The sequence below is a fragment of the uncultured Brachyspira sp. genome (genome assembly GCF_944390845.1).
In the GTDB taxonomy this organism is placed as follows: Bacteria; Spirochaetota; Brachyspiria; order Brachyspirales; family Brachyspiraceae; genus Brachyspira; species Brachyspira pulli.
Genome location: NZ_CALXRM010000046.1, coordinates 1 through 20,646 on the forward strand (window position 1 = coordinate 1; position 20,646 = coordinate 20,646).

The window sequence follows — 20,646 nt, forward strand, 5'->3', positions numbered from 1 at the left end:
TATTTCTTCGTCTGTTAAATTAAAATCCATATTGTTATTATACAATAGATTAAAAAATTGACAAACTTAAAAATTTTCAGTATATACTTAAATAAATTATAAACTAATATTTATAAAAATAAAAAGCAATGGACTTAAACTTTAAAATCCATTGCCTAATAAAAACTCCCGCTATTCTTTATTCTTTTACTCTATTAGAAGCATCATTGATATCAAGTTTATAAAGCTCATCAATAAAAGCAACTGCAAAACTAGCAGGACCTTCAGCTTTTTTTGAAGCTTTTTCACCAGCTGAAGCCATTATGCTCATAGCAGAAGCAGCAGCAATCAAAGGCTCAGCAACTGCAATCATAGCACCAGTTACAGCAGTAGATGTACAGCCCATACCAGTATTAACAGGCATTAAAGGAGAACCTCCGCTTACATATAAAACTCTATTTCCGTCTGTTATAATATCAGTTTCTCCGCTTATGCTTACAACTGTATTATATTCTTTAGCTAAATGCTTGCCTGCCTCAAGTGCCATATTAACATTAGCTGTGCTGTCTACTCCCTTAGTTTTAATACTCTCTCCGGCAAGAACCATTATTTCAGAGGCATTTCCTCTAACAACTTTTGGATTATAATTTTTTATTATATCAATAGCTGTTTTAGTTCTTAATTTTGTTGCCCCTGCTCCTACTGGGTCTATAACAAAAGGAACATTCTTTTTATTTGCTATTTCTGCAGCCTTGAACATAGCCTCAATAGAAATTTGAGTTAATGTTCCAATATTAATAACAAGCGATGAAGCAATAGAAAGCATATCTTCAAATTCTTCTTTCTCATAAGTCATTACTGGAGAAGCTCCAACTGCAAGCAAAGCATTAGCAGTAATTTGCATAACAACATCATTTGTAATGTTATGAACTAATGGACATTTTGATTTCATATTTGTTATAGATTGAAATATTTCTTCTTGTAAAGTACTCATATACTAATCCTTTAAAATAAAATTATTAGGAAAACTTTTATTGGATTATTTTAAGACGTGTAAAATGAATTGCATAAAACAAAATATTTCCCTACACTGGCATTATCCAACAGGTTATAAGGGTCTAAGTTTATAATAAAGAAAATAAACTTACTCTCAGCCTTTACAAGCTCCCCTAAATTTCTATAAAATTATATAATAAAATAATAATTATTTCAAATACTATAAACAATATTTTCTTGACTTTATTATAATCATCATTGGGCGTCTTAATTCATTTTGCATTTCTTTATTATCTTCAAGCATTTTTTCTGAAGGTGTAGGCTCTGTAACATTTTCTATAATAAATCCATTATTTATAAGAGTATTAATATAAGTTGTTATTGTCCTATGATATTTAACAACACTTTCACCCAAAAACTTTGTATTTCTTTTTCCCTCATAAAAATAATTATCAATAGGAAAACAAACTATTTCACCATTATCATTATACAGCCAATCCTGAGTACCATAAGCTGTAAATATTGGATGCTCTGCTGAAAATACAAAGTATCCGTCATCTTTTAAAAGACTTTTTACTGTTTTCACTATTTTGTCAAAATCTTCTACATAATGTAAGGCCAAAGAACTTAAAACTATATCAAATTTTATATTCTTTAATTCTTCATAATTTTTTATATTTTCATCAATACTTTCAATAGAAGATAATATCAATTTTATATTATTAATGTTTTTAGTTTTATCTCTAGCCACATCAAGCATTTTACTTGATATATCACAACCAACTGCCAAATTAGCTTTATTTTGGGCAGCATAAATCAAATGCCAGCCGTAACCGCATCTCAAATCTAAAATATTTTTATTTTCAAAAGAAGGAAGTATATTTTTTAAACTCTCCCATTCTCCTGCGGAACTAAGTCCAAATTTAGACCTTTCCATTTCGCTGTATTTATTAAAAAAAGCTTCATCATTATATTTATTCTCAAGCATAAGTTATTATCCTTTTTATTTAGAACAACTATTTATGGAAGTGATCATATATATTATTAGCTACTTTATAACTGATTCCAGGTATGCTTCTAATGCTGTCGAATGAAGCATTTTTAATATTATCTATATTAATAAAATGGGCATATAACTTTTCTATTCCTTTCTTTCCAAGTCCCTCAATCTTTTCTAATTCACTTTTAACCATTTCTCTGCTTCTCTTTTTACCATGACTTGTATTAACCCATCTGTGAGTTTCATCTCTAACCTTCTGTAAGAAAAGTCTTGCCGGTTCATTGTCGCTCAATTGAACTGGCTTATCCATATTGGGTAAATATATTTCTTCAAACTTCTTAGCAAGCGCCATTATAGGCTGTCCTTTAATATCAAGTTCCTTCAAAGCCTCTATTGCTGAATTAAGCTGTCCGCGTCCTCCGTCTATAAGTATCAAATCTGGAAAAGTTAAATTTTCATCTCTTAGTCTTTTATATCTTCTATATACTGCCTCTTTTATGGAAGCGAAGTCATCTATACCAGTAACTGTTTTCATATTGAATATTCTGTAATTCTTATTATCAGATACTCCATTAACAAATCTTACCATTCCAGCCATAGTATAGCTTCCTTGAATATGGGCTATATCGAAAGATTCTATTATAGTAGGAGCCTTCTTCAATTTGAATATTTCCTGAAGCCTTGTTATGCCTAAAGGTATTTCTCTTACAAGTGTTTTCTCTTTAAATAAATGCTTGGCATTTTCATTTGCTATTGCCATTAAACCTTTTCTGCTTTTATCAAGTCTTATTTCAACATCTCTGCCTGCTACTTGTTTAAGATAATCTTTTATAATATCAACATCTATAAGAGGAAAATCTGTAGATATGGAAGCAGGTATCAAATTAGCATGAGTATAATATTGAGTAAAGAATGCAGAAAGTATTTCTGAATATTTTGATAATCCTTTTTCTTCATAATCATCGTCATTATTAGGAGACTGCATACTGAAAGTTTTTCTGTCTATGAGTTTTCCGCCTTTTACTGATAATATTACAATAACATAATTGCCATTTTCTCCATAGGCACCTATTATATCAATATCATCGCTTTCCGGAACATATATACTTTGTTCTACTGTGATATATTTAAGCAAATCTATTTTATCTCTTAAATCTTTTGCAGCTTCAAATTCTAACTTTTCAGCATGTTCAAACATTTCCTGTTTTAATCTGGCAACGAGTTCATCAACATTTCCTTCAAGCACCATAACGGCATCATCAATTGTTTTATCATAATCTTCTTCTTTGATTAAATCGGCACAAGGAGCAGTACATTTTCCTATATGATGATACAAACAAGGTCTTATTGGTCTTTTTAATGGAAAATCATATTTACATCTTCTTAATTTAAAATTATCTATTATAAACTTAACTATATTATCAGCCCTTTCAGCCGCAACATAAGGCCCATAATATTTTTTGTATTTTCTGGCATTCTCTTTATCTATAACATTTCTGGCTTTAATAACTCTTGGAAAATGTTCATTTGTAATGGCTATAAATGGAAATGATTTCTGATCTTTAAGAAGTATATTATAATGAGGTTTATGCTTTCTTATCATCTCAGCTTCTAATATTAAAGCCTCAACCTCATTCTCTGTAAGTATATATTCTATATCTCTAATATGCTCAACTAATGCTGTTGTTTTGGCATCTTTATTAGAATTATTAAAATATGATGATACCCTTTTTTTTAAAGATTTAGCCTTTCCTATATAAATTATTTCGGATTTGGAATCCTTCATAAAGTATACTCCGGACTTATCCGGAATACGCTTTAATTTATCATGTATATAACTTTTAACTTCCTGATTCATAATATTCAACTTTTTATTAATTATACATAAAATAAAAAACTTTGTCAAAGCGAAAGTAAATTATATATTACTTTATATTTAAAAATAAAAAAACAAACATTAACTTATACAAAATATAAATTAATGTTTGTCTCTATTAAAATTTAATAATATTTTTAAATCTTATTTACTTGAAGATTGAGTTTCCCAAGGGAATAAAAGCCAATTATCATGATTGATATTTTTATATGTATATTTAGGTTTTATTTTACTTGTATGTTCTCTAACAAAAAGTGTAGCAATATCAAATTTCTGATCATCAAAGTATCTTAATGTCTCGCCTGTATCTGATATATCATCAACGATTAAAACTGATTTATTTTTAACTTTTAATCTCCAAACTTCTTCCATATTAAGAACCATAGGAATCTTTAATCTATGAGAAAGCATAACAGCAGGTACTAAGCCTCCGCGTGCAAGCCCATAAATAACCTCATAATGAATTTTAGAATCTTCTATTTGTTTTGCTAGAACCTCAATAGCCTCATCTATATCAGTCCAAGTAATTATATAATATTCCATTATAATAACTCCTATATTTACAATCAATTAAGAACGTAAAGTAATATTAAATCTTGTACTTAACATTTCAAGTAAAGATTTTTCAACGCTATTAATATCTTCTTCTCTCAAAGTCTTATTAGGATCATAATAAGTTATAGAAATAGCAATAGATTGTTTACCTTCTTCTACCTGTTCGCCTACATATCTATCAACAACATCAACATTTTGTATAATATTATTGAATCTAACTATAGACTTAATAACTTTATTAAATTCTATATCATTGCTGCAAACCAAAGCTAAATCTCTGAATACTGCAGGATACTTACCAACTTCTCTTAACTTTTGTTTTTTCACTCTTTCTTTAACAAGTTTAAGAGTTTTTCTAATATCAATATCTAAGAAATATACATCTGTAGAAATTTCAAAAACAGATAAAATCTTAGGGTGAAGTCTTCCTATAACACCTATTTTTTCTCCGAATACTGATATTTCAGCAGACATTGTAGGTATGAACCAATTATGTTCTTTTGGTATTAAATTGTAATCTGAACATCTTAAATCTTTTATTAAAAGTTCTTCTATTACACCGCTCATATCAAAGAAATCATAAGCTCTTGATTCTTTATTCCATAATTTCTCTTGATATAATCCGAACATAACTGCAGAAAGATGTTTTTCTTCAATGAAATTCTCTCCGCCTTTATAGAATATATTTCCTACTTCAAATAATGCTCCGTTTTTATGTCTGTGATTCTGATTATAAACCACACTATTAAGTAAAGAAGCTAAAGTAGTAGGTCTTAAAACGTCCATTTCACTTGTTAAAGGATTAGCAACTTTTATAAGTTTTTCTTCCTCTATTCCAAGAGCTTTGAATATATTACTGTCTCCCATAGAATATTGTTTTGTTTCATAAAGACCATAAGAAGCCATTCTATGCTTAACAAAACTCAATTCAGCATAATCTGTATTTATAGGATTACATTTTATATGAGGTACATTAGAATCTATATTATTATAACCGTAAACTCTTGCAATTTCTTCTATTAAATCTTCTGCTATAGATAAATCATGTCTGTAGCAAGGTATTTCAACTTTTAAATTATTTTCTCCAAGAGCAATTGCTTTAAATCCATATCTTTTAAATATTGAAGATATTTCCATCTTGCTCATATTAAGACCTAAATATCTTTTTACAAGTCCGCAGTCGAATACTATAATAGTTGAATCGAATTGTCTTACATTTAATTCTTTAGATCTTGAAGCTATTTTACATCCATTATCTAAAGTAACTATTAAATCAACAACTCTATTTAGAGCTGCAACTGTAAGAGTATGATCTATTTCTCTTTCAAATCTATATGAAGCATCTGTTTTTGTATTAGTAACTATAGTAGATTTTTTTACTGCTATATGATCAAAATAAGCACTTTCTATTAAAATAGTTTTTGTTTCCGGCTCTATTTTAGTAGAATCACCGCCCATAACACCAGCAACACCTATAGGCTTTTCACTGTCTGCTATTACTAAAACATCTTCTGTAAGATCAACTTCTCTGCCGTCTAATAATTTTATTTTTTCACCATTTCTAGCATTTCTAACTATAATTTTACCGTCTTTTACTTTATCAAAATCATAAGCATGTAAAGGCTGACCATATTCCAACATTACATAATTAGTAACGTCTACTATATTATTAACAGGATTAATTCCGCACATTTTTAATCTGTTTTGCATCCAATCTGGAGAAGGTCCAACTGTTATATCTTTTATAAGTCTGCCTACATATTTATAACAATTTTCTTGATTTTCAACTGTAATATCAATATTACCGCTTGCTGCCTCATAAGCATTAACAGAAGGAATACTAACCCTTCTTTCTAATACCAAAGAACATTCACGGGCAAAACCTATAATACTAACCAAATCTCCTCTGTTTGCTGTAATTTCAACATTGAATATATGATCAGTACTTCCTACTATAGTAGAAAGTGAATTACCTAAAATACTGTCTTTATCAGCATGTACTTTTTCAATATCATCATCTAATATCCAAATACCATAAACGCCTTCTATTTCTTCATATCCTAATTCGGTTCTTGAACATATCATACCATTACTTTCAAAACCGCGTATAGAAGCTTTTTTTATAGTAAGTCCATTAGGAAGTTTAGCACCTATTGTTGCAATAGGAACATATATCCCTTCTCTAGCATTAGGAGCTCCACAAACTATTGACAAAACATCTCCATCTCCGATATCTACTTTACATACACTCAATTTATCTGCATCAGGGTGTTTATGCACAGATATTATTTTACCAATGATAACTCCAGGTATATCGCCTCCTGTTGTTTCTATTGATGAAATTTCACTTCCAGCAAGTGTTATTTTCTTTGCGATTTCTTCTACACTGAAACCGTCTAAATTAACAAATTCTTTAAGCCAACTTAATGGAACTCTCATTATTATATCCTCAACTTAATTCACTTATATGTAAAATGTTATAATAACATATTAAAAATAATTAATTACCATTGTTTTAAGAAATCTAAATCATTTTCATAGAACATTCTTATATCAGTAATACCATATTTAATCATTGCCACACGTTCTATACCCATTCCAAAAGCAAAACCTGTATATTTAGTAATATCATAACCAACATGCTTAAATACATTAGGGTGTATCATACCAGCACCCATAAGTTCCAACCAACCTTCACCGCCGCAAGTTTTACATCCGCTTCCGCCGCAAATTACACAAGTAGCACTCAAATCAGCACCAGGCTCTACGAATGGGAAATAATCTGGTCTTAATCTTATCTGTGTCTTTTCTCCGAACATTTTTTTACAGAATAATTCCAATATACCTTTTAAATCATTGAAGCTTATTCCATGATCTACCATAAGTCCTTCTATTTGATGGAATACTGGAGAGTGCTTTGAATCTATAGCATCTCTTCTAGCACATTTTCCTGGGGAAACTACTGCTATAGGAGGAGGAGTTTCTAACATAGTTCTTATCTGCATACCTGATGTATGTGTTCTAAGTACATGTTCTTTAGAAATAAAGAAAGAATCATGGCTGTCTCTTGAAGGGTGATAATAAGGAATATTTAAAGCCTCAAAATTATGAAAATCATCTTCTATTTCATTACCTTCTACTACTCTAAATCCTATTTCTGTTAAAATAGATACTATTTCTTCTTCTACTCTAGTAAGTAAATTAAGACTGGCTGCTTTAGGTCTTCTGCCAGGCATAGTTATATCTATTTTATTTTTTTCCAAAGATGAAAGAAATTCCCTCTCTGAAAGCATATTTTTCTTTTCAGATAAGGCATTTTCACAATAATTTTTTATTTCATTGATTTTTCTTCCGAACTCTCTTTTCTCATCTATATTTTCTATAGAAGATAGATTTTTTAAAAGTTCTGTAATCTGCCCCTTACGTCCCAAATAGCGAATTCTAATATCATCTATTTCGGCTTGAGTATTAGCATTTTCTATGCTGTTTTTTAAAAAGCTATGAAGCTCCTCTAAATTATCCATGATTTTTCCCTAAACTAAAAAATTAACTGTTATATTATAATATAACATAAAATTATTTTCAATACAATAAAAATAATACAATAATTTAATGAAAATATAAAAAAATAATCTACATAATTTTTGAAATATTTTCAATAAGATTTTTTACTTTTTCTAAAATATTTTCATTTTTTATATCAAAGGCATTAACATATACAACATTTTTTATATCATTTTCAAAGTTACAAGGTATTTTATCGCATAATTGCAATACATATCCTACAAGTTTCTTCTCACCTACATGCAACTGTTCATTCAAAGCAAACAAAATATCAAAATAAGATGATAATATAGCTGATATTCTATGATTAATACTTACTATATCGTTTCTTTTTACTGCATTTTCTAATTGCTCATAAAATGAAGCCATTCTTTTAGCATACATAACTTGATAATTCTTTTCTATAATATTGTTCTTCAGTTTTTGAGGATATTTTGTATTTAATTCATCTTGTAATTTTTGAAACTCATTGTTCTTATCATAAAGTATTTGAGAATGCTTAATATTGTATAAAAATGCAGTTGTATACCCTATTTTAGCATTACATTCCTTCCAAACCCAATTAATTTCAGCTTCTACCCAAGACAAATCCCTATACATGAAATCTAAACATATACCGCTTTCTTTTAGTATAAGTTCATCTCCATGTTCAAAATAATCATTTCCTATTTCAGAATATGATGCATACTTCTCAGCAAAACTTTTCCTTATATCAATATCTACCCTATCTTTAGAATATACATATATATCATAATCTGACATTTCATCATTAATTGAACTTGTTTTAGAACCAGACAACACTACAGCATCAACATTATTCTTATTTACTGACATATCAATATATGCATTTATAATATCATAAACTTCCATCAATAAGCCTTCAATATTAATAAAATATATATTAGATAAATATAATCGAAAAAATTAAAATAAATAATATCAAAAATAATTATTATCTGCAAGTATAAAAATATACCGATAATTTTTAATAAAAAATAATGTTATTTTTATAATTTACGTATTATATAGTGGAAGATGTTATGTTAGAAAACCAAAAAAACATTGAGGAACTAATAATGGAATATTTCACAGATATTTTTATGCAAAAAAATCTTAATAAAAAAAATTTAACAATGTTTGATAAAATAATCTTAGATTCTTCAAACAATGATAATAAAAGCAATATTGATCATTTATTATTAGATGAAAAATATTCTATTATCAAAAATATTACTCATGATTATTTAAAAAAATATTTGAAAATAAATGATATTATATGTTTCTCAATACCTAATGATAATTTTATATTGTACGATGAACCAGAAGAAGAAAGTAAAGTTGTTGGATATAGTAAAAATTTAAATGAAAAAACAATAAAATTAAATTATATAGATTCTGATTTGCCTGTATATTTAACATTTGATAATTCAAATATATATATTACAGGAAATATTGAATGTATAAAAAATATTCCTTCAGAACTATGGATTATAAATCTTAAAACTAAAGATAAAAAAAGATTATGTGTTTTTAAAGACACATTATTCTCAAACTATAATCAGGAAGATATTTTTTATGAAAAAAATAGAATTTTTATTATAAAAAAATCTACATAATAACAAAATTACGTATTTATTTATATATGCAATATTGTGAAGATATCTTCATATTCAAATATGAGTTATTATATTATGAAATCACTTAATTGAAGGTTATTATGAATCACCCTATAACTATATATATATCAGATCTATCAAAGAATGTAGATAAAGACAAAATATTAGAATCTTTTTCCTATATAATAAATCATTTAAGAAGAATTTATCCTAAAAGATTGGTAAAATTATATACAACATTATATTCTGATATAGAAATAGCTGTTTCAAAATTAGCAATAGAATATCAGCTTGTCATAGATATAATTACTCAAAACAAACTAGAAAAGGATAATAAAGATATAGAATTTATCTTAAAAAAATCTAATTCAAGTTTCGTTATTGATGAAGATATTACAAATCAAGAGTTAATATCATTAATATCACATAAAACAGATATATCTATATTTATAACAGACAGTAATACCAATATAGAAAATTACATAAACACTCATCATAAAAAGGAATATAATATACCAACATCATTACTTGAAAATTATTATAAAAATCCATTTATATTAAATATAGATACAAATAAGAATTTAGATGATATAAAAAAAAACTTATTAAACAGCATTAATAGTGATACATGTTCAAAAATAATAGGTGAAAAAATATATAAAAAAGCATCATATTTCAGTATGACCGTTGCTTGGGTTATATCTTTTGTTTTTATATCAATACTTGGAATAATTGCTTGGAAGGATTTTTGTTTAACTGAATACAATGAAAATATTAGTATATTGACAGCATTCTATAAAACCTTACAAATATTCCAATTAGAAGCCAGTTTTGATATGGAAGAATTACCGCCTCTTCTTAATATAATTCGTTTTTTAGCACCTATAACATTGGCTGGAGCATTGTTCCAAATGCTTAAAAATCTATTCTCAGATTTAATAACAAGAACTGTAATTTCAATATTTTTTAAAAAACATACCATAATATGCGGATGTAATACAAAGTCATTATGTGTACTTAATGGAATATCTAAGGATAAAAAAATAGTACTTATATGTAATGAAGATGAAATTGACTCTAAAGATATTTTCAATAAAAAGGTATTAAAATTAAAAGGTGATTATACTCAACCTTCTACATTATTTAATGCTGGAATATTAAAATGCAATGAAATATTTTGCATTTCAGAAGATGATGATAAAAATATAGAAACTATGAGCATAGCTTCTAAAATAATTAGAACATATAAAATCAATCATAATATAGAATTGAAAGTTGATATAGAAGATAATAATAAATATAAAAACTATGAAAAAATTAAACCTATATCTTATGATGGAGATCCTATTTATATAAGATTTTCTTCTTTTAAAAAGAATGCTATCAGACTATTTATTGATAATATAGCTAAATATTCTGTTGTAAGAAATATTCATATTAATGAAGGAAAATAACCAATAATACTTATTTTTGGTGTAAATGATAATGTTATAGAAATAATAAGAGAATTAATACTTCTTGTAGTGGGTAAAGATAATAATATTAATTTAATATTTGTAGATAAAAATCAAGAATTTTATAATAATGTATTAATAAATAAGCTTCCTGAATTAAGCAGAGTAGCAAATTTGCATTTCTTAGATTATCCTTCATTTATAAATAATGAAATTCCTGAAAACATAGCCAAGATGTTAAATAAATTATCTTCTTGTTTAATTTATGCTGAAAATGAAGAAAATTCATTAAATTGGGCAATAGAAACTAGACAAATTTTATTTAAAAATTTATCATTAAAAGATGAGCCAAAAATATTTGTATACTTAGATTCAAAAACCAATATATTAGAAGCAAATCCAGAATTATACAATAAATACTACAAAGTAGGAATAGATATATTTGCTTCTATGAATTACCTATCATCTATAGACTATTCTCTACAATACGATGATTTAGATGTAATAGCTAAAAAAATACATTCTGAATATTGTAAAATGCCAACAGCTAATAATAATGGAATATGGAATATGTTATCTGAAGGAGAAAAAAATGATAACAGATATGCGGCAAGATTCCTTAATATTAAATTAGATTATATAGGATTATCAATATTAGATTTTAATGATAAAAGAAAACACACTCCTTTAAAAGAAATAAAAGATATAGATTTACTTAGAAGATTAGAACATAAAAGATGGTATGTATCTAAAATATTATCCGGATTTGACAGCATAGGTTCTAATTACACAAAAGAAACTTTAAATTTCATAAAAACTCATATGAGACTGCATAATTTACTTGTACCATTTGATGAATTATCAAATGATGAATTATATAAAGATTCTATGGGATTAATAGATATACCTATAGCAATTAACAATGAAGAATATCAAATAATTATAGAAGATTTAAATGATAATGATAAAGAATTTGTAACTAAATATTATATATTAGATGACAATTCTACAAATAGAAGTTTATCTACTGATTTTATTGTAAACTATGATTTGTTGGATAAGATGAGAGATATACTTTTTAATAATAAAAAATTAAATTCATTTATAAAATATAAAATAGGTAAAAATTATTAATTATGTGGGAAATATTAGATTTAATTGATTCTATTGATAGAAATCACAAAACGTACATCTATAAAATATACTCTAAAGTTGGCAACTATGAAGATGCCAATGATATTATGCAGGAAATATATATAGAACTATTAAATAAAATAGGAAATGGTTTTGAAAAAAATGGATATGAAAAAATAGACGGATATATATTTATAATGATTAATTCAAGAGTAAATGATTTCCTTAGAAAAAAGAACAATAAAATAAATACAAAATATGAATTACAAGAATTTAATGATGAACTTGTAAATTTATCTATATCCGATAATGAAATAAATGATTTATATAAAGAGTATAAAGAAGGATTATTCTTATTTATTGAAGCCATAATAAAACAAAGTATGGATGTTGTATGCAGTAAATGCAATATGTGTAATGAAAAATTATCAAATTTAATAGAAGTAAAAAATAAATCTCATGAATATATAGAGGATAGTTTTATTATATATAAAGAGTATGTTTTTTCATTTCTAATTAAAGATATAAAAATAAAAGACATAAAAGCCAAATATAATATATCAGATCATACTTTAGAAAAAATAAAATTAGCTTATAATAATAAAATAAAAAATTGTATAACCAAATTAAACCATAAAAACATATAAAATTTCTAAGTTATATTATAAAGAGCGGCAAGATGACTGATAAAGAAATTATATACAATTATGATGTATTTATAAGCTACAGACATTTAGAAGAAGATAAGAAATGGGCCAAATGGCTTTTGGAATCTCTTGAAACTTGGAGAGTACCTAAAGAATTTGTAAAAAAAGGTTTCCCTAAAAGAATAGGCAGAGTTTTCAGAGATGAAGAAGAATTACCAAGCAGTTCTGATTTAAATAAGAGTATAGAAAAAGCATTAATACATTCTAAATATTTAGTAGTAATATGTTCTAAAAATACCCCTGAATCTGTTTGGGTTGAACGAGAAATCAAAATGTTCAAAGAGCTTGGACGCTTTGACAGAATCATAGCTTTATTAATAGATGGTGAACCTTATGAAGCATTTAATAAAGAATTAACATACATTGAAGAAAATGGTGTCATAAAAAATATAGAACCTTTGGCAGCGGATGTCAGAAAAAGAAATGACCAAAAAGAAAAAGAAACTAAACAAATAGCATTATTAAAAATATTATCCTGCATATTAGCATGCAATTTTGACGAATTAAGACAAAGAGAAAAATTAAGAGAGAAAAGAAAATTAAGGAATAAATTATTAATAGCCGCTTCTCTTTTAATAGCATCAATATCCGCCCTATTATTTACTTGGGACTATAATAGAGTAAAAACTACTTACTATAATAGTTTTGTATATCAATACGGAATTCCTAAAGGCATAGGCAAATTAACTAAATCTCAATATTCCAAAAGAACTATCACATATATATTTGAAGAACAGAGAAGAACTTTAAAAAGTGTAAAAAGAGTTAATAGTTATGGAAGACTTAGAGATGATGAAAATAATTTTAATATAAGTGTATGGATTCCAGAAATAGATGCTAGAGGCGGTGCCAAAAGAGTTGTATGTAAAGACCATAATAATAAAATAGTAATGATTAGAGAGTACAGTGCTGATTTAAAAATAATAGAACTTCAAAATGAATTCAATCTTCCTTTTATATCTGGAGGCAATGAAATAGTAAGGTATGAAGTTTCTTATAATAATAATGGATATGTAACTAATGAGCTTTATTACAGAGATGCTTGGAATACACCTATATCAGATAAAGACGGATTTTATGGTAAAAGATATGAGATAGATAATAATGGTGCTGTCATTTCTGAATATGGTATCAATTTTGACGGTAATGTAGAAGCTAACAACGAAGGAATGTATAAACTTCAATTTACTTATGATAATAATTACAATCTTATAAAAGAAGAATTTATTGATGAAAATAATAATCTAATTTATATAGGAACAAATTATGGATATTCCTATATAAAAAAAGATTATGATAAAAACGGCAATTTAATAAAAAAATCTTTCTTTGATGAAAATAATCAGAGTATAAAATCAAATTATTTTGGAAGTGCTGCTATAGTGTATGATATTGATAATAGAGGTAATATTACAAATATAACAAGCTATGATGAAAACAATAATTTATTTCTTACTCCATACATTATTGATAATTATATTTCATTCTGTATTCATAGAATAAAGTACGATGATAAAGGAAATATAATAGAAGGTTCATTCTATGATGTAAATACAAATAAATATATAACAGGAGAAATATATCATAAATATAAAAGACTATATGATGATAATGATAACTTAATAGAAGAAAGCTATTATGATAAAAATGATAATTTAATTATATGTGATGACAATTACGCTATTTATAGAATAAAATATGATGATAAATTTAACGTAATAGAAGAAAGTTATTATGATATAAAAGGTAAACCAACTATTCAATATGAATATTATCATTTAGTAGAATATAAATATAATCAATTTAATCAAATAACTAATAAAAAATATTATGGAACTAATAATAAATTAGTTTTGGGATTTTACGGATTTAATTCTAAATTTGCTGATACTAGAATAAAATATGATAGAACAGGGAATGTAGTAGAAGAAAGCTATTATGATGATAATAATAATCTTATATTAAATCAAAAAAATTATGCTGTGAGAAAAATAAGTTATGGAAGTCATGGATTAAAAACTGAAGAAAGCTACTACGGCACTAATAATGAACCTATATTAATAACAGATCAATACAATTATTTCGACACCAATAAATACAAGGCTATGCTTCACAAAATAAAATATGAATATGATGCTAAAGGTAATGTAATAGAAAAATCATTTTATGGAACTGATAATAAATTAACATTAGCAAAAATCTATGCTGCCCATATAAATGTGTATGAAACTACAGGCGACATTTCTTATATAAATGCAGCTAAAATTAAATATGAATACTCTAATTCTATGCTGGTTAAAGAATATTATTTCGGAACTAATAATGAACCTATAAATGGCTTAGAAAATATATATGCTGTAAAATACGAATATTTAAAATATGATGCTGCTGATTATTTTATAAAAGATGACAGCATAAAAAATTTAAATATTATAAAAACATCATTCTATGATAAAAAAATGAATCCTGTCATTGCCAATAATCTAAATTATCATAGCAAATATGAAGGTTCAAACTATAATAATGAAGTATATATTTATTGTGATACAAATAATAAGCTTACTATTAATTATCAGAATATAGCATACTCTATAAAATATTATTTAAAAGAAGGAACAAGAACTAGAGTAACAGAGAATTACGGTATTAATAATGAGCCTGTATTAAGCTATGAAAAATTCTTCAGACAAATAGTAAGATTTAATGATAAATATTATATTCATTCTATGGAAAATTATGGTACTAATGGAGAGCCTGTTATTGGAAGTAAAGGATATTTTTATATGACAAATACTTATGATGATAATGTCAATTGGGTATCATTAAGGCTTTATGGAACAAACAATGAATTGGTATTATCTAAAAAATTGAATTATGCTATATTTCTTATAGAATATGATGAAAACAATAGAGAAATAGCGGAAAAATATTTTGATACAAATGGAAACCCTACTATGAATACTATAGGATATTCCAGTTATAAAATAGAATATGATGATTATGGCGTTCCAACTACAAATTATTATGATGAAAAAGGCAATTGGATAGCTGATTATGGAAAATAATTTTATAATTATGTTTTATAGAATTGTCAAAATAAATTAATTTTAGTATTATGAAATCTAAATTTTAAATTAAAAATATATAATATATATACTAAAAATTTTTAAGTTTGTCATTTTTTTATTCAACTTTTTACCGCCGCATAGCTCTGCGGACTTCGTCAAAGAACCTTATATCCTCGACAGGCTCGGATACGCTTCGCGAAAGTGCAAGGATATAATTAGTACTAAATCATACTAATTTTGTTTTACATGTAATATAAACTATTAATTTAAGCTAAAATATGGCCTTTCGCCAAAGGCGGGCTGTGCCTGCTTCTTTGTGGCAATACTTACAGTACTTCCTTCGGTCGCAAAAGAAGTGGGGTCTGGGGCAAAGCCCCAGATATAAAAAATAAAATATAATTGTTTAGGTATATACTCTAAAACATAATAATCCTATATACAAAAAACTACTAAATTTCCTTTTATAAATTGAATAAAATAGTAAAATATGTAAAAGTTTATAGTTTTAATTTTTATAATGTATAGTTATAATATATACTATAGATAGTGATGATATATATTATACATAGCTATAATATATAAAAATAGTATTATATAAAATAAATCATATTTTTTTAATTATAAATATGTTTATAATATAATATTAATTTATTTTTTATAAAAAGGGTATAATAAAAAATGGAAAAGTCAGATTTTTTTTCTTTAATTAAGCAAATAGATTTTGCACTTTTACTCACTTCTTCAAAACAAGAAGAAGAATGTTTCAATAGAATAATAGAAACTGCTGTTTCCATTACAGATTCTGAAGCAGGACATTTATTATTATTAGATGACAGCAGAGAATATTTAGAATTAAAAGCATATAAAACTCTTAACAATGAAAAAGTTGAAAATTTTAAAGTGCCTATAGGTAAAGGTATAACAGGAAATGTATTTATATCAGGACAGGCTTTAAATATAGCTGATGTATCAAAAAATAAAGAAATGTATAAATCTGTAAGTTCAGCTTTGCATGACACAGAAGATACTATACATATACAAATAGATGATATAGCTATAGTACCGATAAAAATAAAAGATAATGTTATTGGAGTTTTAGAAGTTATAAATAAAAAAGATGATAGTCATTTCTCTCAGCTTGATATGCATCACCTATATTCATTTGCTAAAATAGCTTCTATTGTAATTGAAGATAATTATACAGATAGAAATATAAGAGAAATTTTTGTATCTGCTATCAAAAATTTGGAAGATAATCAAAAAGAAGAAATCAAACAAGATTTATCATCATATACAAATAATCCATTATTAAAAGAAAATTTAAAAATAGCTGAAATATTAAATAAAATAGGAGAAATAGATGAAAAAGAATTAAATTTCTGCAAACTATTTTTAAGTAATTATCTATCTCATTTAGAAAAAAAATTATTGAGGAAATGATTTATGAATTCTAATATTTTCAATATGGATAAAAATGAAGTACTAAAAGATTTAACAGGAAAGGGAGTTAAAGTAGGAATCATAGACAGCGGTATAGAATCATCACATGATGCATTTAAAGGCAGTAATGCTATAAAAGGAGGAGTTGTTATAGAATATGAAAACAATGAAGTTATATTAAAAGATTATAAAGGTTTTGACCAATACGGACATGGTACAGCTTGTGCCGGCATAATACATTCTATAGCTAAAGATGCTGGGCTTTATAGCATACAAGTATTAGGAAATAAATTATCAGGAAAAGTAGATGTGTTCCTTAAGGGCTTAGAATGGGCTATAGAAAATGATATGGATGTTATCAATTTAAGTTTAGGAACAACTAATCAAACTTACAGCAGTAATTTTTATAATTTATTAGACAAGGCATATTATAATAATATAACATTAGTTGCAGCTGCAAATAATGACCCTATACCAAGCATACCTTCTATATTATCACCCGTAATATCTGTTGAGGCAATAGCAAGTGATGATAAATATGAGTTTTATTTCAGAAATAGTAATCGTATAGAATTTTTAGCTAGAGGAATATATATACGAGTACCTTGGATTAATAATTCATATATGATGATGATAGGAAATAGTTTTGCTGCTCCTCACATTTCAGGAATAGTAGCACTTCTAAAAGAAAATAATAAAGATTTATCACCTTTTGAAATAAAAAGCATATTAAAAAATATAAGCAATAAAAAAGAATAAAATAACAAGATATTTAATAAACAAAAAATATTTTTAATTATTTAATACCTTGTTATCATATATTTTATTTTTATCATAAAGTACTATATTTAATATTAAACCTATTCTATAATATAACTATCAACTATTTCACCATAATAAGCAACATGATAATCTTTGTTTGCACCATAGAAACTGCTGTCTACATCTTGAGGATAAAAATATTTTTTAATACTATCAGGTATTTGAGAATCATCTTGTTTTTGTCTATATATAACTTTGCATTCAAGTATCAAAGGCAATTCTTTTATTGACGGCACAGAAATAATATTAGGTTCTTCCAAAGTTAAATTAAGTTCTTTTATTTTATCAGTATCATGTCCAGATTTTGTACCGCATACTTTTATTATATTTCTGTCTATATCTTTTGTAGGAATATTAACACAAAACTCTTTAGTTTCATCAAGCATAGATTTAGTACATCTGTTTTCTCTAATAAAAATTATAAATATATTCTTATTCCATTCTATACCCAAAGTTCCCCAAGAAATGGACATAGCATTTACTTTATTATTTGATTTGGTTGTTACAATAATTCCTTTTTTAGTTTCTTTAAGTATATGAGCTGCATAATCTAAAACATCTATTTTCTTTTTCATTTTATTATCTCCATAAAATATTATTAAAGATTGTACTAAAAATCATTTTATTTTCAAGTATGTATATACCTAAACAAATATATTTTGTCAATTTTATTGTTTGTGGTGCCTTTGCTCGCAGATATTTAAAATTTAAAAAAATTATTTTTGAAAAAATGCAGTTGTTTAGGTATATATAAAAATCAATCAGTAATTAAAACGGCAGCACTTCTATTTTTGTATAAAGCACAAGATACCAACAAAGTAACTACTTCACTTATAGGTAAAACTAATACTAACCCTATAAATCCAAATATATTAGGCAAAGTTAATACCAATAAAACAGGTAAAATCATACTTCTTAAAGCAGCTACAATAGCAGAAGCTCCAGCCTTTTGGACAGATGTATAATATGCACTCATTATAACATTGATTCCAATTCCTATAAATGTAGGTATTGAAGTTCTTACAAAAAACATAGCATCATCAAAAGTTTGAGCATCAACATCTTTCAAAAGCATATTAACCAGTAAACTAGGATTAATTAAAAGTATAACTGAAGCTAATATTGATATAGATGAAATCAAAAAGACTGATATCTTTAAAAAATCTCTCATTCTGTTTTTATTTCTAGCACCATAGGAAACACTAACTAAAGGTTCTAATGCCTCACCTATAGCATAAGCAAGCATTATAAAAAACATTATAGCATAATTAGCTACGGAATAAACAAGTATGCCTCTATTTCCTGAAATATTATAAGCTGTTATATTAAAAAGCCAAGGTATGAGTCCTGATGATACATTACTTAAAAATTCTGAAAAACCATTGAAAGCAGCTTTTAATATATATATCCAGCCTCCATAAATTTTTATTATTCTTAACCTGCAATTAGGTTTAAAGAAATATAATAATCCCATTATAAATGCTATTATCTGAGCAATAGCAGTAGCCCAAGCAGCACCAGCAATACCGAAATGAAATACCACTATAAAAAGCGGATCCAAAACCATATTAACTAATGATGATACTATAAACATAGCGGAAGCGAATCTAGGAGAACCATTTAGTCTTACAAACTGACTTAAAACATAAGCCATTCCCCAAAAGAATGTAGCAAATAATACCCCTTCTATATAATCTAATGATAAATTATAAACTTCTCCATGTGCCCCAAATATAGGAAGTAAAGCCTCCCTAAATAAATATGATATTAAAAGAGGAACACTAGCTATTGTAAGAACAACTATTAAAGTTTGAGTGAATATCAAATTAGCACGCCTTATATTATTTTCCCCTATACATTTTCCTGCAAGAGCAACAGAACCTATCGTAAGCATTACATAAATACCAAATGATAATGCTGTTATAGGCCAAACAATATTAATAGCTGTAAATGCTTCTGCTGATATAAAATGTGCTACAAAAAATCCATCTACAAATACTGCCGCACTTCCCATTATCATACCTAATATGCTTGGTATGGCAAATTTAGAAAATAAACCTATACTGCTATTTTCTATTAAAGTTTTATTATTAAGTTCCATTTTTAATTCCTAAAATTAATAGCAAAATTACAATACAAATAAAATAATTAAATAGTTTTTTAATAATTAATACTTAAACTAATAATCAATCCTATAGAAAAGAAAAACAATGTGTTAAAGAAAATTTGGAGGATATAAAAATATCTATTAAAAGTTTAAATATATATAAACAAATAAACATTATATTACCCCCTATAAATAGTATGTTTTTAGACTAATTAATAGTATAATCGTTTTATTATTTAATGTCAAGATATCATCATTATAACAATATTTTAAGTAATAAACAATGAAATGACAAAGTTAAAAATTTTCAGTATATACCAAAAATTTT

At 26.0% G+C, this 20,646-nt stretch carries 16 protein-coding genes and 1 riboswitch; of the genes, 7 read left to right on the forward strand and 9 right to left on the reverse strand.

Annotated features, from left to right (window positions below; genetic code table 11):
- Positions 1 to 178: 178 nt before the first annotated feature.
- The 7 genes from thiM to Q0K52_RS09805 all read right to left on the reverse strand — a co-directional run bounded on the left by thiM (position 179) and on the right by Q0K52_RS09805 (position 8,840).
- On the reverse strand, positions 179 to 973 hold the full coding sequence (gene thiM, locus Q0K52_RS09775; protein WP_297298921.1) for a hydroxyethylthiazole kinase: 795 nt from the start codon (positions 971 to 973) through the stop codon (positions 179 to 181).
- A gap of 70 nt (positions 974 to 1,043) precedes the next feature.
- A riboswitch (TPP riboswitch) is annotated at positions 1,044 to 1,160 on the reverse strand.
- 35 nt (positions 1,161 to 1,195) lie between these two features.
- Entirely contained in the window at positions 1,196 to 1,963 is a 768-nt protein-coding gene (locus Q0K52_RS09780; RefSeq protein WP_297298923.1) for a bifunctional 2-polyprenyl-6-hydroxyphenol methylase/3-demethylubiquinol 3-O-methyltransferase UbiG, read from the reverse strand.
- A 28-nt stretch (positions 1,964 to 1,991) separates the two neighbouring features.
- The gene (uvrC, locus tag Q0K52_RS09785) at positions 1,992 to 3,833 is read right to left on the reverse strand and encodes an excinuclease ABC subunit UvrC (RefSeq protein WP_297298925.1); all 1,842 of its coding nucleotides are present in this window, start codon (positions 3,831 to 3,833) and stop codon (positions 1,992 to 1,994) included.
- Positions 3,834 to 3,995: 162 nt separating this feature from the next.
- On the reverse strand, positions 3,996 to 4,394 hold the full coding sequence (locus Q0K52_RS09790; RefSeq protein WP_297298927.1) for a phosphoribosyltransferase: 399 nt from the start codon (positions 4,392 to 4,394) through the stop codon (positions 3,996 to 3,998).
- Positions 4,395 to 4,421: 27 nt separating this feature from the next.
- Positions 4,422 to 6,845 (reverse strand): phenylalanine--tRNA ligase subunit beta, encoded by a 2,424-nt coding sequence (pheT, locus tag Q0K52_RS09795; protein ID WP_297298929.1) that lies wholly within the window; start codon positions 6,843 to 6,845, stop codon positions 4,422 to 4,424.
- A gap of 65 nt (positions 6,846 to 6,910) precedes the next feature.
- Positions 6,911 to 7,930 (reverse strand): phenylalanine--tRNA ligase subunit alpha, encoded by a 1,020-nt coding sequence (pheS, locus tag Q0K52_RS09800; RefSeq protein ID WP_297298931.1) that lies wholly within the window; start codon positions 7,928 to 7,930, stop codon positions 6,911 to 6,913.
- Between the two features lie 109 nt (positions 7,931 to 8,039).
- Complete coding sequence (locus Q0K52_RS09805) at positions 8,040 to 8,840, reverse strand: DUF4037 domain-containing protein (RefSeq protein WP_297298933.1); 801 nt, start codon at positions 8,838 to 8,840, stop codon at positions 8,040 to 8,042.
- A 170-nt stretch (positions 8,841 to 9,010) separates the two neighbouring features.
- Here Q0K52_RS09805 and Q0K52_RS09810 point away from each other — a divergent pair, with 170 nt between their 5' ends.
- The 7 genes from Q0K52_RS09810 (at position 9,011) to Q0K52_RS09840 (ending at position 18,148) form a co-directional block, all read left to right on the forward strand.
- Positions 9,011 to 9,586 carry a hypothetical protein gene (locus Q0K52_RS09810; RefSeq protein WP_297298935.1) on the forward strand — a complete coding sequence of 192 codons (576 nt, stop codon included), beginning with the start codon at positions 9,011 to 9,013 and terminating at the stop codon, positions 9,584 to 9,586.
- A 101-nt stretch (positions 9,587 to 9,687) separates the two neighbouring features.
- The gene (locus Q0K52_RS09815) at positions 9,688 to 11,040 is read left to right on the forward strand and encodes an NAD-binding protein (protein ID WP_297298937.1); all 1,353 of its coding nucleotides are present in this window, start codon (positions 9,688 to 9,690) and stop codon (positions 11,038 to 11,040) included.
- 69 nt (positions 11,041 to 11,109) lie between these two features.
- Positions 11,110 to 12,174, forward strand: a complete 1,065-nt coding sequence (locus tag Q0K52_RS09820) for a hypothetical protein (protein WP_297298939.1) — start codon at positions 11,110 to 11,112, stop codon at positions 12,172 to 12,174.
- 2 nt (positions 12,175 to 12,176) lie between these two features.
- The gene (locus tag Q0K52_RS09825; RefSeq protein ID WP_297298941.1) at positions 12,177 to 12,821 is read left to right on the forward strand and encodes a sigma factor; all 645 of its coding nucleotides are present in this window, start codon (positions 12,177 to 12,179) and stop codon (positions 12,819 to 12,821) included.
- A 32-nt stretch (positions 12,822 to 12,853) separates the two neighbouring features.
- Positions 12,854 to 15,946, forward strand: coding sequence for a toll/interleukin-1 receptor domain-containing protein (locus Q0K52_RS09830; protein WP_297298942.1), 3,093 nt, complete (start codon positions 12,854 to 12,856; stop codon positions 15,944 to 15,946).
- 681 nt (positions 15,947 to 16,627) lie between these two features.
- Positions 16,628 to 17,389, forward strand: a complete 762-nt coding sequence (locus Q0K52_RS09835; protein ID WP_297298944.1) for a GAF domain-containing protein — start codon at positions 16,628 to 16,630, stop codon at positions 17,387 to 17,389.
- 3 nt (positions 17,390 to 17,392) lie between these two features.
- Positions 17,393 to 18,148, forward strand: a complete 756-nt coding sequence (locus tag Q0K52_RS09840) for a S8 family serine peptidase (RefSeq protein WP_297298945.1) — start codon at positions 17,393 to 17,395, stop codon at positions 18,146 to 18,148.
- Between the two features lie 101 nt (positions 18,149 to 18,249).
- Here the strand turns inward: Q0K52_RS09840 and Q0K52_RS09845 are convergent, their stop codons facing one another.
- Together Q0K52_RS09845 and Q0K52_RS09850 are read right to left on the reverse strand one after the other, a co-directional pair.
- Entirely contained in the window at positions 18,250 to 18,786 is a 537-nt protein-coding gene (locus Q0K52_RS09845; protein WP_297298947.1) for a flavin reductase family protein, read from the reverse strand.
- 182 nt (positions 18,787 to 18,968) lie between these two features.
- Positions 18,969 to 20,312, reverse strand: coding sequence for an MATE family efflux transporter (locus Q0K52_RS09850; protein ID WP_297298950.1), 1,344 nt, complete (start codon positions 20,310 to 20,312; stop codon positions 18,969 to 18,971).
- Positions 20,313 to 20,646 lie beyond the last annotated feature (334 nt).